Genomic DNA, 16,961 nt, shown 5'->3' on the forward strand with positions numbered 1-16,961 from the left:
CCATGCGTCTTCTTTTTTTATTTAAAATGCTGATTCATGCTCCCGCAAATCTTCCACTTCCGCTACTTTAAATCCGCTATGTTCGAGTTTGTGGACGAGTTGATTCACCTGCTCTTCCATAACGGTCCGGTTGAGGGTGATGATGATTCTGCGCACGAACTGTTTTCCCGCATCCTGTGTAAATACACCTTCTATGTTGTATTCTTCTCCGATCGAGGAAAATAATTTTTTTAGTGAGCCTTTGCCTTCGGTTGTAGAAATGGTCAGCGAATATCCGCCTTTTTTTATCCCATAAGAGTCTTCAAGAATATCCATCACTTTTGAGTGGGTGACAATTCCCTGAAAATGTCCGTTTTGATCAAGAACGGCAAGGAAAGGGAGGCGTCTTATGGTAAAAAGAACTTTAAAGAACGGGGTATCTTCATACACAAAGGCACTTTCATCTTTTAGCAGCTGACTCACAGGATCAGAGAGCTGTCCGGTTCCTTCAATCATATAATCGGATGTGGCTTCTTTGTATATTAAGCCCTTGAATGTCTGGTGATTTTCATCAAGAACGGGAATGCACCTGTACCCCGATTCAATCAGCTTTTTTCGGCTGTCTGCTATAGATGTATCTGCCGTAACATAGGTTACTTTGGTTTTTGGTACATAGTTCGACTTGATTTTTATTTCCATCTCCCCCTCGAAATCATAATGGCTTCACTACTACCTTCGTCAGTGGCCTCCTGATCCCCTTTTCTTCTGAGGTGAAAGTACAAATGTAGCCATGTTTCTACTCTTCTGGTCCAAAGTCCTGTGTAAATTTTCCTCTTTTTTATCTTGATTTGTCGGATATTTCCTTCTTTTGACGCAAGGAGTCAAACAAAATAACCAGAAATAGGTAAAGGTAATTCAATGTCTTTTCAAGGAGGCTATTTAATGAAAAAAAATGCAAACAAAGCCGTAAAAGCAACAACCGCAGCATTGCTTGCCGCCGGTTTATTTACAGGATCGGCAGCCGCAGCTGCGGAAGGGCAGCATTCTTCACCTTCCCACATTCCAGGGGCCTACCATTCGGCCAGTAAAGCGTTTAGTGTGCCTAAAGTGCCCTTTAAAGGAATGGTTAAAAAGGGAAGCGGCCAGGAGGTGATGGGACCTTCCAAACCGAGCTATAAAATGAATGTTTTTTACGATAGTAAAAAGCATCAGATTTCAGGAAAGTTAACAGTTAAGTTTAAAAACAACCTGAAGAAAAATCTGAACGAACTTTATTTTAATGTTTGGGGCAACGCCGAAGATTTCGCTGAAAACGGCGGCGGCACGGATGTGAGCAATGTGAAGGTTAACGGTAAACGGGCTGTTTACAATGTAGACGGAACAGCATTACATATTCCTGCGGTTAAAATTAAAAAGGGTGCTACGGCCTCTGTCAGCATGAATTTTACCGTATCTGTTCCACAACAGCAGGACCGTTTCGGTTGGTTTAAAAATACCGTTTCCCTTGGCAACTGGTTTCCGATTCTTGCCGTCTATGACAAAGAAGGATGGAATGTCGATCCTTATTTTAATGCGGGTGAATCGTTCTATTCCTTAACCGGCGATTACGATGTAACCTTGACTACGGATAAAAAACAGGTGATCGCGGCAACAGGGGAAGAAATTGGAAAACCTCAAAAAGCAGGAAATCTGGCCATTCACAGGTACAAAGCCCATAATGTAAGGGATTTTGCACTGGAGATGGATCCTACGTATAAAGTAAAAAAAGGAATGGTCAACAACGTTAAGATCAATGTTTACTATACGGCAGAACAAGCTGGCTATGCTGATTCGATGCTTGCATCCGGTCTGAAAAGCATTGACCTCTTTAGTGACCATTTTGGAACCTATCCTTGGCCGGAGCTTGATATTGTCGGTATGGAAGGATGGTTCGGGGGAATGGAATATCCACAGCTGGTCATGATCAGCATTGCGGGTAACCGCTCACAGGAATGGGTGAGATCCGTTACTGCGCATGAAATTGGCCATCAGTGGTTCTACGGTATCATCGGGGACAATGAATATGATGAGCCGTGGCTGGACGAGTCCTTTGCAACCTTCGCTGCAGCATTGCATGATAATGAGCTGAACCAATTGACGACGCCTCCTGTAGCCAACAAGGAGCTCCACCTTTCTTCGCCTGTTTCCGCATTTACTGCATACGGTGATGAGGGAGTCGGTGCCTACTATCAGATGATTTATGGTTACGGTTCTCGCACCTTAAATGATCTGCGTGTGAAATTGGGTGACAAAGTGTTCTATTCAGCTATGAAAGCTTATTTTAAAGAAAAGAAGTTTGGCGTAGCCACAACCAAAGATTTTATACGTATTATGGAAAGAGAAAGCGGCAAGGATCTTGGTGCCTTCTTCCAGGATCACCGCGTCTATGTATCCGATCAGGAATAATTCCAACTCGTTTAAAAGCTGGCTCTTTTTTAAAAGGGCCGGCTTTATTATTTCTGCGTCCTACCTAGGCTTGTGCCTTCTTTATCTGTTATTTTCCTCCATCTTTAAACGGAAAAGCCGCTCTTTTTGAAGAATAAGGTAAATACAGGCTATTCAACCTGAGTTTAATCCATTAAGATAAGGATAAAAACGCTTACAAGGGGTATGAATTGTGTTAAAAAAAGTGGGAGTTACCGGTTTTTTCGCCCTTTTTATGCTAAATGCCGGCTTAATGCTTTATTTTGGAAGGGAAACATTCCAGGTTACTTCAAACGCACAGCAGCCTTCCCATTATTCCTATCATTTTGTTTTAATTTCCGAAGAAGTGGACAATGAGTATTGGAGACTCGTAGAAAAGGGGGCGGAAGCTGCATCAAGAAAACATAACATTCATCTGGACTATTGGGGGCCAAAACAGGCGAATAATGAGGAGCAGCTTACGTTTATTGACAAAGCGATCGCAAGTAAAGTGGATGGCATAATGACTCAAGGGGTGTCCAGCGACACCTTCAACTATCTTGTCAACAAATCGGTCCAAAAAGGGATTCCGCTCATAACCGTGGATACCGATGCACCAGAAAGTGTCCGTATGGCTTATGTTGGCTCGGATAATTACCTTGCAGGAAAACTGGCTGGAGAGACAATGATCAAACAAACCTCTGGACTACAAAAAGTAGGAATCGTCACAGGAAGGTTCGATGCCTCCAACCAGCAGCTTCGAGTTAAAGGGTTTAAAGATGCCGTCTCAAACGTCTCCCGTATTCAAATTGCAGGAATAGGAGAATCCAACATTACAAAAAGCGGTGCCATACAGGCCACGTATGAACTGCTAAAAAACCATCGAAACATCACAGCGTTTTATGGAACAAGCGCTCTTGACGGACTGGGCATCAGCCAGGTGGCCTCTTTGTATCAGCAAAAGAAAAGGCCGTTTATTATCGCTTTTGACACCCTCCCCGAGACATTAACCCTTCTAAACAAGCAAAAGATTGATGCAACCGTCGCGCAGTACCCGTTTGTCATGGGAGAGCGTGCCGTTGAAACACTGTTTTCTATCAAAAAAGGAGTATACCCGGGTTCTCTTCAATATACTAAAACCGATATTATGACAAAATTGAAGGGGAGCCATCCATGAAAACGATACGAAGCAAGCTTCTCCTCTACTTTTTTGTCTTTGTTCTGCTTTTTAATGTGGTTTCCATCTCTATTTTTTTCAGCAGCCGTTCCTTTCTCCAGGAATATGATTCCAGCTTTAAGCAGTTTCTGCTGCTTAATCAAATCTCTCAAACATCCAACCAGCTTTATGAAAAAGCAAACCAGTTTGTGCTCGGCAGAAATCAGCGTGTGCTGAATGAATTTCAGCAACTCAGGGTGACATTAAACGAAAAAACAAAGCAGCTTCAAAACCAGAAAGGATTTGGGGATATTCAGGTGAAATCCTATATCCATATGACTGAAACCTTAATCCAGGAGTGCGAGATGTCGATCGGTTTTGCGATCCGGGATGATATCGATCAGTATTCCCTGCATATTAAGGAAGCACGTAACACTTCTACCTATCTTCAAGATACGACTATGTCTTTGATCAATCTTAAACTAACAGACTATCAATCATTCTATAATGATTTGGAACGAAGAAATGGCTCTTTCAAATGGTTTGCCTTATTTTTATTCAATACTACCGTATTACTGGCTGTTTTTTTCGCATTATGGTTTTCTAGAGGAATCAACAAGCCGGTTCAAATTTTATCAAAAGCGGCATCGGAAGTGTCTGCCGGAAAGCTGGATGGGCATGTAATACATATTGATTCAAACGATGAACTTAAACTTCTGGGGGAGACGTTTAATTTAATGAGAAAAAACATCCGCCAGTATATCGCAGAAATAGAAGAAAAGTCAGAGCTTGATTCCTTATTGAAAGAATTGGAGCTCAAACATTTGCAAAATCAAATCAATCCGCATTTTCTCTTCAATACACTGAATACCATCTCAAGGACGGCCTATTTTGAGAATGCGGAGGAGACATCCAAGCTTATTCATGCTGTCTCAACACTTCTTCGGTACAGTCTGGGCAATATTAACCAATCGGTTCGATTGCGTGAAGAAATAAAAGTCGTGACAGAGTACTTTTACATTCAAAAAACCCGCTTTTCCGACCGCATCACTTTTTCTGTAAACGTCGACGAAGAGTGTATGAGGATTCTGGTGCCCAGGCTGATTCTTCAGCCAATCGTGGAAAATGCGTTTATCCATGGGGTGGAGGGGATGGAAGAAGGCGGAAACATCTCACTGAACATCTTTTCAGAGAATGGCAGAACCATTGCCGAGATCCATGATAATGGAGCAGGCATGCCTGAAGAACTCGTTACCCTGATTACTAATCATCAGGAAAAAAACAACCAGCATGTAGGCCATTCAACAGGTATCGGCCTGCAGAACGTGATGAGAAGGATGGAGCTTTTTTATCAATCTGAAAATCTCGTAACCATCTCTTCCAAAAAGGGTAAAGGCACAAGTGTTAAATTAATCTTTCCAATGGAGGAGTGTGCTTCACTTGAAGGCAATAATTGTGGATGATGAACCAATTGAAAGAAAGGCTCTAAGGAAAATCATCGAAAGCCGTTTTCCTGATCTGGAAATTGCAGCAGAAGCGGCCAATGGCAAAATGGCGGTCGAGCTGGCAGAAAAGCACAAACCGCAACTCATGACGGTGGATATTAAAATGCCGGGTATGAACGGAATAGAAGCGATCCAGAAAATTCGCAAAAAGCTTCCCCACACACAGTTCATTATGGTCACCGCTTATGAATCTTTTGATTATGCCAAGGAAGCGATGAAACTGGGAGTAAGAGAATATCTTTTAAAGCCGAGTACCCAGGATGAAACATCAGCGGCGATTCACAGGGTTTTCCAATCCATAGTTGAAGAACAGGAGCGGGAGAGTCTGTTTAGTGAATCCACAGCCGTCGTATTGGAGAATATTCTGTTGAAAATTCTGCAGCACGAGCTGCAGGATGAACCCATTAATACACTTCAACGTCTGTATCCTCGAATGGTAAATGCCTATATCACGGTGATGAAAGGAGAGGGAGATCTTTTGGCAGAACCCATTATAGAGTTACTTAATGAACTTTCACCCTCTCCCTTCATCGCTGTACCCCATGGAAGTCAGATGGTTGTCCTTTTTATCAGCGAAAAGCAAGATCCATCGGATGATGCTCTTCTTCTTGCAAAAAAGCTGATGTCCTCCAGTTTCGAAAAATGGAGAATAGGAATCGGGACTCCTTATACTCAAATGAATAAGATAAGACGGTCCTATGAAGAAGCCCTGTATACGGTTATGCAACTGAAAATGCAGGGAAGTTCCCGCTATGCCTTGTTCTCAGACAACGGTCCGACGTGTGAAATCCCATTTGATAACCTCATAGCGGCCATTTTTAACAATCAACCTTTCGAAGCTTCTGCCATGCTCGGCATGCTCATGAATCAGGGAAGAACAGCGGACCTTTACATTGAGCTGAAAGAACAGCTTATTCATGAAGGCGTTGAATCAGCCAATCTGCAATTTCCACAAACCAGACAGGCATGGGATGAACTCATTCACGGACTCTGCCAGATGATACAGGATGCCAAAAGAGCAAAGGATCCGGTGTCGCTCGCCAAAAAATACATCGATGAGCATTCGCACGAACCCCTTTCACTGGAGCAGGTTGCAGAAATGGTTGGCCTCAGCCCGACCTATTTTACCAAACTCTTTAAAGAGGAAACCAATGTTACATTCATCGAGTTTTTAACAGAAGTCCGGCTGAATAAAGCGGTCACGCTGCTGAACAAGAACAAGTATAGCCTGAAAGAGATTTGCTTCATGGTGGGCTATAAGGATCCCAATTATTTTAGCCGTGTGTTCAAAAAGCAGTTCTTGCTCTCTCCAAAGCAGTATGTCAGGGAAAAAGCACTCAACCAGCACAGGAGAGGATGGGCCGCACCTTAAAAAAGTGAAGATAAAGATAAAAAAGTGCAGAAATTAGCCTCCCACATGAATGGTTTTGGTTTATATACTTAATTTGTAAGCGTTAACAAACCAAAGGGGGAGTTCATTTGAAAAAGAAGGCTTGGATATTGATCGCGCTCGCGTTTACACTGATTCTTTCAGCTTGCAGCAAATCCAGCTCAAGCGAGCCGGACAATAAAAAAAGTTCTGGTAAACTAGAGATTTTTAGCTGGTGGACCGGAGCAGGTGAAGAGGACGGGCTGAAGGCACTTATTAAATTGTTTAAAGAAAAAAACCCCGACATTCCGGTTGAAAATGCGGCAGTCGCAGGAGGAGCCGGAACGAATGCAAAAGCGGTTCTGGCGAGCAGAATGCAGGGGAATGATCCGCCTGCCACATTTCAGGTACATGGGGGAGCAGAGTTGAACGACGGCTGGGTAGCAGCTGGCAAAATGGAACCGCTGGATGATCTGTATGATAAAGAAGGTTGGAAAGATAAGTTTCCAAAACAACTGATCGACATGGTTTCAAAGGATGGCAAAATCTATTCGGTTCCCGTGGATATTCACCGCGGCAATGTGCTTTGGTACAACAAAAAGGTTTTTGCTGATAATAATCTTCAGGCGCCAAAAACCTTCGATGAATTTTTTAAAGTGGCCGACAAGTTGAAAGCAAAGGGAATCACTCCGCTTGCACTGGGAGACAAAGAGCCTTGGACAGCAACCATGATCTTTGAAAACATACTTCTCGGCACGCTGGGAAATGAAGATTACCAGAAGCTATGGACAGGAGATTTAAAATTTGATGATCCTAAAGTAAAAAAAGCTGCTGAAACCTTTAAAAAGATGCTGTCTTATGTGAATGATGATCACAGCTCAAGAAACTGGCAGGATGCTTCTCAACTGGTCGCCAAGGGAGACGCGGCGATGAATATCATGGGAGACTGGGCAAAGGGTTATTTTGTCAACGATCTGAAACTGAAAGTAAATGAAGATTTCGGATGGGTGGCAACTCCTGGTTCAGAAGGACAGTTTATGATTATCACCGATACATTCGGACTTCCTAAAGGAGTGAAAAACGCAAAAGACGTGAAACAATTCTTGTCTTTGCTCGGCTCTGTTGAAGGTCAGGATGCCTTTAACCCTTTAAAAGGATCCATTCCGGCACGTACGGACGCCGATGAATCCAAGTATGATGAATACGGAAAACAAACGATGAAAGAATTTAAAGAAGCTAAGCTCGCTCCAAGCCTCGCACATGGTTCCGCTGCACCGGAAGGATTTGTAACCAAAGCGAACCAGGCAGTGAACATTTTTGTTACTCAGAAAAACGTGGATCAGCTGATCGATTCCTTGAATCAGGCAAGCAGCGAACTGAAAAAGTAAGATGCTAAAAAAGAGGAGGAGAAACAATCTTCCTCTTTTCTCATATCAGCAATCAAACATAGGAAGGAACGGTTTTAATGGAACCTAAAGTTTTGCCTTCATTTCAATCCGGCTCTTCATTGGCCGTTTCAGCGAAGAAACGGAAAAAATGGAATGTCGATCAATGGCTCTCATTTGCTTTTATTCTGCCTTCAATCATCGCTGTTGCGGTATTTGTGTATGGCTTTATTGCCTGGTCAGGTTATGTATCCCTCTCCAACTGGAATTCGCTTGTGCCGGATCTATCGTTTGCCGGCCTGAAAAACTATTTGTTTTTGTTTAAAGATTTCCGCTTCCAGGCGGATTTGCGGAACACCCTCTTTTTTACTTTGTTTTTTATTCTCGCTGTTTTGTTCATGGGGCTGTTGCTTGCGGTGTTCCTCGATCAGAAAATACGGGGGGAAAGCCTGTTTCGAAACATTTTCTTTTTCCCAATGGCATTATCGTTCATCGTAACAGGTGTCATATGGCAATGGCTGTTAAACCCGGCAACAGGTGTGAATCTGTTTCTGAAAAAATTCGGCCTTGATTCTCTCTGGTACACATCAGTGACCGTTATTCCCGGTATTCAATGGAGCAAAATACAGTTTGGTATCCCGATCGCTGTTATCGCTGTAGTCATTGCAGCCGCCTGGCAGATGACAGGCTTTTCAGTTGCCATGTACCTCGCGGGCTTAAGGGCCATTCCGGAAGAAATAAGAGAAGCTGCGCGTATGGATGGTGCGACCGAATTTCAAATTTACCGTAAAATTATTTTTCCAATGGTTGCCCCGATTACCGTCAGCGTTGTTATCATTATGGCCCATATATCACTTAAAATTTTTGATCTGATTTATGCGATGACAGGTCCGGGGGCAAACTTTGTGACCGATGTTCCTGGCGTTTACATGTTTGAGACCACCTTCCGCGGCAACTATTATGCCAACGGCGCAGCCATCTCCATCATTATGCTGCTGTCGGTTGCTATTTTTATCGTCCCATATTTGATTTCGAGCAGAAAGGGGGAATCCTGATGGCCATCAGGACCGTCTCAAGGACCATATTGTATTTGCTTCTGATTCTGCTCAGCCTGTTTTATCTCATGCCGGTGTATGTCATGCTGATCACGAGCTTGAAGCCGCTGGACCAAATCTCGTTGAGCGAAATGTGGCAGCTGCCGCACAGCCTTGATTTCAGCAGCTATCAGCTGGCGTTTGAAAAACTTGCACCGAATTTTATGAACAGCATTTATCTGGTGATTCCCGCCACGTTGCTTTCCGCGTTGCTGGGCTCTTTAAATGGCTACGTTCTTTCCAAATGGAAATTCAGAGGATCGGACTGGATCTTTACGGCGTTGCTGTTCGGTATGTTTATCCCCTATCAGAGTATTTTGATTCCGCTTATCCAATTTTTAAGGGAAGCCGGGCTTTACAACACTATACCGGGTCTCATTTTTGTTCATGTGGTGTATGGTATCCCGATTACGACACTGATGTTCAGAAACTTTTACGCCAGTATCCCGGAAGAAATGATCGAGTCTGCGAAAATTGATGGAGCAGGCATTTTCAAAATCTATCAGCATATTATCATTCCTTTATCCATTACTGGATTTGTGGTGGTTGGAATCTGGCAGTTCACCAACATATGGAACGAGTTTTTGTTTGCCGTAACCATCACAACCTCTTCCCAGCAGCCGATCATGGTTGCGCTCCAAAACTTGTCCGGCAGCCAGATTGTGCAATGGAATGTCCAAATGGCGGGAGCCTTGCTTGCCGCTCTTCCAACTTTGCTCGTCTATATCTTTTTAGGCAAATTTTTTGTAAAGGGCTTGCTGGCAGGATCGGTAAAGGGCTAAAAGAGTCAGTCATCTCCTACAAGAGGTGACTGTTTTTTTATGATATGATAAATTTATCCATCATTCTTAATAATCAAAAAACGAAAGAGGAGAAAAGAAATGAAATCCAATCTGCCAGAGCAAAACTTACATGAAAAGTATAAAAAAGAAATCTTTGAGCTGTTTGAAAATGAACCTTATGCACGCTTTTTGGGAATCAGGCTGACTGAGCTGGGGGAGGGTACAGCAGCAGCTGAGATTGAGGTGAAAGATCATATGCTCAATTCGCATGGCACCGCGCATGGTGCTGTTTTGTTTGCACTAGCGGATTTTGTATTTGCGGCAGCCTGTAATTCTCATGGCAAAACATCGGTCGGTTTATCGACCACCATGAATTATATGGCAGCCGGAAAAGCAGGGGCGATCATAAAAGCAACAGCTGCGGAGGAAAAGAAAAATAACCGCACGGCCTGGTACAACATCCGGGTGGAAAGCAACGGAGAGCTTTTGGCGGTGATGGAAGCGCTCGCCTACAGGAAAAATGACTATTTTGTCCCCGTTCAACCTTAATAATCCTTTTTTTGATCTTTTTCCTTAGTTATGAAAAGGAGTGACGAATTGAAAATTAAATCGGAGTATAACCGAGAAAAGAATATTGAAGAGCCTCTTGAACCAGAGTGGATGGCGTTAGTAAAAGAAGCTAAGAAATCGTAGAGTACGAAAAAGCAATTTTTACAATATTTGAAGGAGAAGAGATACGTTTACCCTCATCCATGATAATTGAGTTACAATTAATTTCACGTACCGCATTTGATTATATTAATTATTATCAGCTATTTATAAATTACAAAAAAACTAAAAGTCGATTTTCTGCATAGTGAGGAATCGACTTTTTTTGTATTATTAAATTTGTTCTACTGGCGGCGGTTAAACGCCGTAACTCTTGGTTGTCTCTAAATTTAAAAAATCCAACCCCAAGGATCGCAGCAACAACGTTTTTTATGTCGCCTCGATTTCTTCTTTCTTTGTTTGCACCCACTATGACATGAGGATGAATCCTGATAGGTTTTTGATTTTCTGCTATTTTTTAAAGTGGAAGAACTGGTATGTTTAGATGAGCATAACTGTTTAGAGGATTGTCTAGAAGAACGGTGAGAGGAACTTGAGCTAGAACTTGAACTAGAACTTTTTTTTCTTGGTGGTTTTTTGGGCATAAAATACCCTCCTTTAACAAATTAATTACGGAAGGACTACAACCCTTCCAGCATTCTATCTTATTCGCCTGTTTTTATGTAGTTTGGACTAATCCCTATCTGCCTTGAAAATTTTTAAAAAAATCCTTGAGCAAAAGCCTTTATGTCGCAGCGTCAACCCCTGCGAAAAACTAGCTGTGATTGGTTTTTTATACGTGTTGCCGAAGTTCCAGAAGTGACCCTAAATTAAATGGGACAGAAGCGAGCGATAAATTTGTATAAGAATGCTTTAACTTCAAAAATTTATTATAGAGGGGTAATTTTCGAGTAAAGGCTAGTCATAATGACTGGCTTTTTATTATCCTTCCAGGAAGGAAAATGAACATGAGAGCGGAAGGAATACATATGATCAATGGAATGAAAAAAGATGTGAAAATGAATGGAAATAGGGTAAACTCTCTAAAAATCCATAACCTTTTTGGAGGAATATAATGAGCATTCAAAAGATTGATCAAGAAAAACTGGCAAACAAGTACTCGGCAGTCCGCTCCTTTACCGAAAGGCTGGTACAGCCTCTGAACATGGAGGATTTCATTATTCAATCCATGGAGGATGCAAGCCCTCCTAAATGGCATCTCGCGCATACCACATGGTTTTTCGAAAGATTTTTATTGAAGGAGTTCCTGACAGACTATAACGGATTTGATGATCATTTTGACTATCTGTTCAACTCCTATTATGAAACGGCGGGACCATTTCATCCCAGAATTGAGCGGGGGCTGATTACCCGTCCTTCTGTTGAGGAAGTATTTGCTTACCGGAAGCATGTGGACAAATACATAAAAAAATTGCTCATGTCAGACAGTATGGACGAGATGGGCGAAGAAATCGGAAGCCTGCTTGAAATTGGATTGAACCATGAGCAGCAGCATCAGGAACTCTTGCTCACAGATATTAAATACAATTTATCGAGAAACCCGTTTCTCCCCGCCTATCAAAGAAACGAAAGTAAAGAATATGAATCTTCAACAGAGCCTGTTACCTTCATTGAGATGGAGGGCGGTCTTGTCGAGATCGGAAACCATGGCAAGTCGTTTTGCTTTGACAATGAAAAACCGGTTCATAAAGTATGGCTGGATTCCTACCGGCTGGCCACAAGACCTGTAACAAACGATGAATTTTGTGCCTTCATCGAAGATGGAGGATACAAAAAGCCCCAGTACTGGTTGAGTGACGGGTGGAGTACCGTTCAAAAAAATCAATGGGAAGCCCCGCTTTATTGGTTTGAGCGGGAAGGAGAATGGTGTACCTATACACTAGCCGGAGAACAGCGATTAAATCCTAATGATCCAGTTTGCCATGTCAGTTTTTATGAAGCTGATGCTTTTGCAAGATGGTCGGGAAAACGCCTTCCAACGGAAGAAGAATGGGAAAACGCCTTTTCTTCGCAAACCATCGAAGGAAACTTGGCCGATTCTGGAAGATTTCATCCGCAGACTGCTAAACATACAAATCAGACGCCGTTCTTACAGGCTTTTGGTGATGTTTGGGAATGGACGAAGAGTCCGTATGTATCCTATCCCGGAAACAAACCCTATGAAGGAACTCTTGGAGAATATAACGCTAAATTCATGTGTAATCAAATGGTGCTCCGCGGCGGTTCTTGTGCCACGCCTGCTTCACACATCAGGGCAACATACCGTAACTTTTTTCAGCCGGAAAAAAGGTGGCAGTTCAGTGGTTTCCGGTTAGCGGGGGACATTCATCAATAATTTCCTTCTCGTTTCATTTTGTCTCCTAATCGAGCAAGGGGGTTTACCACCATGAATAAAAGTGAAAAATTAAGGAATGAAAAACAGCATGAAACGGGGGAGACGAAATGGAACGAGAATTTGATTGCATTATTGTAGGTGGAGGAATAGCCGGCCTTCAGGCAGGCATCCAGCTTGGCAGGTATAACCGCAAAACGGTTATTCTCGATGCCAATGAGGGAAGATCCAACCTGTGCAGAAATTACCGGAATATTTTGGGGTGGCCTGATGGTGTCAGTGGTGAAGATCTCAGGCAAAAGGGTAGAATTCAGGCCGAACGTGTCGGCGTGCAGTTTTTAAACCAAAAAGCCATAAAAGCGGAAAATCAGAACGACGGGTTTATCATAACCACTGATGCCAAGGAAAAGCTTATAGGAAAAACCCTGTTGATGGCTACCGGCGTAACCGACCGGCTCCCAGATATTAAAAACATAAAAACCTGCCTTGGTGCCACGATGTTTATCTGTCCTGATTGTGACGGGTATGAAGTACAGAATAAAAAAGTCATTGTACTCGGGTCCGGTGAAGCAGGTGCCAATATGGCTACAACTCTTCATTATTGGGCCTCATCGATTATTTATATCAATCATGAACAAAAAAGGCTTGAGCCTTCCAGAGAACAAGAACTTACCAAGCTGGGTATTGATCATGTACAAAAAGCCATTACTGAGGTTCTCGTAAAGGATGAAGCTGTGTTTGAAGGCGTTGTTTTAGATGATGGAACAACCATTAAGGGTGATCGTGCGTTTGTCGCCTTCGGAGGCAACCGGGTGCATAGCGAACTGGCTGAGCAACTTGGTGTACAACTGGAGAATAAGCATATTATAGTAAATGCGAGAACAAAAGAAACAAATATAAAAAACGTTTGGGCGGCGGGAGATGTTGCTGCCCATTCTGAACAGGTCACGATTGCGATGGGCGATGGGGTTCAAGCGGCCATCTGGATTCAGAAAGAGTTACGCAGGAGGGAAAAATGAACGATTTTGATACACAGATCGAACGGTTAAACACCCATTCCGTGAAATGGGACCATACGAAAGAGATTTTTGGCAAAGAAGATCTGTTACCGATGTGGGTGGCAGATATGGATTTCAAAGCACCTCAAAAGGTTATTGATGCCATGAAATCAAGGCTGGAGCACGGGGTATTCGGATATTCCAAAGCAACGGATGAAACGATAGACGCGGTAAAATATTGGCTGAAAACCCGCCACAACTGGGAAATCGAAAGTGATTGGATTGTGTTTACACCAGGAGTCGTACCTGCAATATCAGCAGCCATCAATACATATACCGAAACAGGGGACGGAGTGCTGATCCAATCTCCCGTCTATTATCCATTCGGGGATATGGTAAGAAAAAATGGACGGAAGCTTTATAAGAACTCCCTTCGGTATACAGGCGATAGCTATGAAATGGATTTCGTTGATTTGGAGGATCAGTTTAAGAACAATGAAATTAAATTGATGCTATTATGCAACCCTCACAATCCAGTAGGCCGGGTATGGAAAAGAGCTGAATTGCAAAAGCTTGCAGAACTCTGCATTGCTTATGATGTCCTGCTTTTTTCTGATGATATCCATTTTGATTTGATTTATAAACGGTATAAGCATACCTTGGTATCATCTCTTTCAGAGGATATACAAAACCGGACCATTACCGGCATCGCACCGAGTAAGACGTTCAATCTGGCGGGCTTGCAATTTTCCACCATTATCATTCCAAATGAACGCCTTCGGAACCGGTTTAACACCTATCTTGCGAAAATCGGCTTTTTCTCCCCTGGATCCATGGGTATCATTGCAGCTGAAGCTGCCTATCAGCATGGAGATGAATGGCTGGAAGGTCTGATGGATTATTTAGATCATAACCTTTCTTATCTTAAACGGTTTATTTCTGAAAAACTTCCGGAGATCAAAGTCATTGAACCCGAGGGCACCTATCTTGTATGGCTGGACTGTACAGCATTGAACATGGACCACAAAAAGCTGGAGGCCTTCATGCAGGATGAAGCAAAGATTGCTTTTGATGAAGGGTATATTTTTGGCAAAGAAGGCGAAGGATTTGAACGTATTAACATTGCCTGTCCTTTGGCCACTTTAAAAGAAGGGCTGAACCGGTTGGAACGCGCGATTAAAAAATATAAGATTGAAAAGTCCTGATCCATAATCAGGCCTTTTTTTATGCGGTAAGGGTTGAAAAAAGCAAGCAAAGCTAGTACAATGGCAAACTGTGTGAAAGATATGTGTTTATAAAAAATGCTTGAACAGAAGGGAGGGTCAGGATGCAATCCGTAATGGAACGAACCGAACAGGAAACCGGACGGGACAGATTGGAATTTCAGGTGCTGCGCATGCAGAATGATATGAAGGAAATTGCGAAAAAGTGGGATGTCGTTGGTGTGGAACAAACAAAGGAAGAGAATTTGACCATTGTTTACAAGGATGAGAACAAACACCAGTGCAAGATCATGCTGAATGACTGCTCCACTTCTTTTCAGGGGATTTGGGATTTTTCAATTGATGCCGTTTATACCAATGACGAGAGTATTTTTATTGGTGATATAAGAGGCCCTTCAAACAAGGGATATGGATCCATATGTATTCAGTATCTGAAAGAGCTGGCAGCGGATCATAACATTCCTGTTATTCGAGGAGATATTGCTCCAAGGGACTGGGATCATGTGGATCGTCTTATCCATTTTTATGAAAAGCACGATTTTGAAATTGAAGTGAACACAGCAACAAAGACCGGATTCATCGAGTGGAGAGCGTAAGGCTCTCTTTTTTTTCTTGAAAAAACATAAAAAAAGAACGCTTTTTTGAAGAAAAAGCGTTCTAAAATGTATTTTAACAAAAATGGTCAGTCGATTTGGGAACCGACATTCCAAACAATGGTCTTAAATAAAGAGCTGTGTAGGTACCGAGCATCGCCATGATCCCCCATACATACCCGTGAAGGCTGAACGAGGCAATCCCGCTGAAATAAGCTCCAATATTACAACCGAATGCCAAACGTGCGCCATAACCCATCAATAAACCGCCAATAATGGCCGCCATTGCACGCTTCATCGGAATTTTCCTCAAAACAAAGAGTCCGCCCAGTGTGGAAGCCAAAAGGGCTCCAACAATCACACCGAAGTTCATGACTGAAGTGGCGTCTGTAAAAACGGACTGATGAAGAGGAGCCGCTTTTTCTCCGGCCCAATAACTCCATTTGGTCACGTCGATCCCAAGGGCCATTGCTGCTTTGGAACCCCATAAGGTAAATCCTGAAGTAATTCCCCATGGTGATCCTTTTACATAAAGAGTCGCTGCATTCAATACAGCAAGTACTACAGCTGCGGCAATGAGAGGCCATGAACCTAAAAAGATTCGTTTCCAGCCGGATGCTGTAGGAAGTGCTGCCATTTTGGGAGAACGTCTCCTTTTTTCAACGATAACGGTTAACACGGTGATGGCACCAAGGATGACCATTTGCAGCGCCCATCCGCCGAAGAGGCCAAGACCGCTGTCTTTAATAAGTGAAAACGCCTGGAAGGATGGCGTGTCGTTCATCCAGAATCCATAATGCCATGCACCTAAAACAGAGCCTGCGATAAACGCAATCAATGTTAGAAACATCTCAGATCGTCCGCCGCCCACTGCGTATAATGTTCCAGAAGCACAGCCTCCGCCAAGCTGCATGCCGATACCAAAAAGGAAAGCTCCAACAATCAAGCTAGTGCCAACGGGTGACACATTGCCAGCGGGCTGTGCGCCGAACAAAGTGGTGTTTAATGAAAATATGATAGCAAATAAGGTACTGGCTACTGCGAGCATAAGCATGTGGGCACGAATAGCCTCACCATTGCCAACAGCCATAAACCGTCTGAAAGCTGATGTAAAACCAAACCTTGCATGAAAGAGTGTAAATCCAAGCAGAAGCCCCAGCCATAGCAGTAGACCCTGCTCCATTCCGCCAATCCTGATTGCAAATATACTAAGGATTACCGCAGCAGCCAAAGCTGCAATAACTATTTTCCGCTGCGGGGAGCCTAAACCGCTATTCTTTTTATTTGAGACAGCCTCCGTTTTTTTCGGAAGAGCATTTGCTGTCATCCCCATCAAATCAACTCCTGATATTTAATTTATACGATTAATTATTTTATACTACAATCGATTAAAAATAAACCATATTGCTCAGGTATGAATTATATGTTTTATAGCGAGTTACTTAATACAGGAATGGTTGAAGATAAATTACCATTTGTGATACAATATATATT

General features: G+C 42.8%; 14 protein-coding genes. 12 read left to right on the forward strand and 2 right to left on the reverse strand.

Going from position 1 to position 16,961, the window contains the following annotated elements; translation table 11 throughout:
• Positions 1 to 21: 21 nt before the first annotated feature.
• The gene (gene cbpA / locus AS030_RS07435) at positions 22 to 678 is read right to left on the reverse strand and encodes a cyclic di-AMP binding protein CbpA (RefSeq protein WP_061970042.1); all 657 of its coding nucleotides are present in this window, start codon (positions 676 to 678) and stop codon (positions 22 to 24) included.
• A gap of 243 nt (positions 679 to 921) precedes the next feature.
• Between cbpA and AS030_RS07440 the strand changes: the two genes are divergently transcribed.
• From AS030_RS07440 to AS030_RS07495, 12 genes are all read left to right on the forward strand, one after another.
• Positions 922 to 2,424: a M1 family metallopeptidase gene (locus AS030_RS07440; protein WP_061970044.1), complete on the forward strand. Its 1,503-nt coding sequence runs from the start codon at positions 922 to 924 to the stop codon at positions 2,422 to 2,424.
• A 211-nt stretch (positions 2,425 to 2,635) separates the two neighbouring features.
• Positions 2,636 to 3,598, forward strand: coding sequence for a sugar-binding protein (locus AS030_RS07445; protein WP_141687037.1), 963 nt, complete (start codon positions 2,636 to 2,638; stop codon positions 3,596 to 3,598).
• Complete coding sequence (locus AS030_RS07450) at positions 3,595 to 5,040, forward strand: sensor histidine kinase (protein ID WP_061970047.1); 1,446 nt, start codon at positions 3,595 to 3,597, stop codon at positions 5,038 to 5,040. Before AS030_RS07445 ends, AS030_RS07450 begins: the two co-directional genes overlap by 4 nt.
• Positions 5,018 to 6,454, forward strand: a complete 1,437-nt coding sequence (locus tag AS030_RS07455; protein WP_061970049.1) for a response regulator — start codon at positions 5,018 to 5,020, stop codon at positions 6,452 to 6,454. The genes AS030_RS07450 and AS030_RS07455 overlap by 23 nt, the downstream gene beginning before the upstream one ends.
• Positions 6,455 to 6,561: 107 nt before the next feature.
• Positions 6,562 to 7,839, forward strand: a complete 1,278-nt coding sequence (locus AS030_RS07460; RefSeq protein ID WP_061970052.1) for an ABC transporter substrate-binding protein — start codon at positions 6,562 to 6,564, stop codon at positions 7,837 to 7,839.
• A 77-nt stretch (positions 7,840 to 7,916) separates the two neighbouring features.
• Complete coding sequence (locus AS030_RS07465) at positions 7,917 to 8,891, forward strand: carbohydrate ABC transporter permease (protein WP_061970054.1); 975 nt, start codon at positions 7,917 to 7,919, stop codon at positions 8,889 to 8,891.
• Positions 8,891 to 9,712: a carbohydrate ABC transporter permease gene (locus AS030_RS07470; protein ID WP_061970056.1), complete on the forward strand. Its 822-nt coding sequence runs from the start codon at positions 8,891 to 8,893 to the stop codon at positions 9,710 to 9,712. Before AS030_RS07465 ends, AS030_RS07470 begins: the two co-directional genes overlap by 1 nt.
• A 99-nt stretch (positions 9,713 to 9,811) precedes the next feature.
• Positions 9,812 to 10,261, forward strand: coding sequence for a hotdog fold thioesterase (locus AS030_RS07475; RefSeq protein WP_061970058.1), 450 nt, complete (start codon positions 9,812 to 9,814; stop codon positions 10,259 to 10,261).
• Between the two features lie 1,114 nt (positions 10,262 to 11,375).
• Positions 11,376 to 12,656, forward strand: a complete 1,281-nt coding sequence (gene egtB / locus AS030_RS07480; RefSeq protein ID WP_061970060.1) for an ergothioneine biosynthesis protein EgtB — start codon at positions 11,376 to 11,378, stop codon at positions 12,654 to 12,656.
• Positions 12,657 to 12,763: 107 nt separating this feature from the next.
• The gene (locus AS030_RS07485) at positions 12,764 to 13,672 is read left to right on the forward strand and encodes an NAD(P)/FAD-dependent oxidoreductase (protein ID WP_061970063.1); all 909 of its coding nucleotides are present in this window, start codon (positions 12,764 to 12,766) and stop codon (positions 13,670 to 13,672) included.
• Positions 13,669 to 14,856, forward strand: coding sequence for a MalY/PatB family protein (locus AS030_RS07490; RefSeq protein ID WP_061970065.1), 1,188 nt, complete (start codon positions 13,669 to 13,671; stop codon positions 14,854 to 14,856). The genes AS030_RS07485 and AS030_RS07490 overlap by 4 nt, the downstream gene beginning before the upstream one ends.
• Before the next feature lie 122 nt (positions 14,857 to 14,978).
• On the forward strand, positions 14,979 to 15,470 hold the full coding sequence (locus tag AS030_RS07495; protein WP_061970068.1) for an N-acetyltransferase: 492 nt from the start codon (positions 14,979 to 14,981) through the stop codon (positions 15,468 to 15,470).
• Between the two features lie 73 nt (positions 15,471 to 15,543).
• Here AS030_RS07495 and AS030_RS07500 read toward each other — a convergent pair whose 3' ends face one another.
• Positions 15,544 to 16,800, reverse strand: coding sequence for a YeeE/YedE family protein (locus tag AS030_RS07500; RefSeq protein ID WP_061970070.1), 1,257 nt, complete (start codon positions 16,798 to 16,800; stop codon positions 15,544 to 15,546).
• Between the last annotated feature and the right edge of the window lie 161 nt (positions 16,801 to 16,961).

This window comes from Fictibacillus enclensis, assembly GCF_001457035.1.
GTDB classification, from domain to species: domain Bacteria; phylum Bacillota; class Bacilli; order Bacillales; family Fictibacillaceae; genus Fictibacillus_C; species Fictibacillus_C enclensis.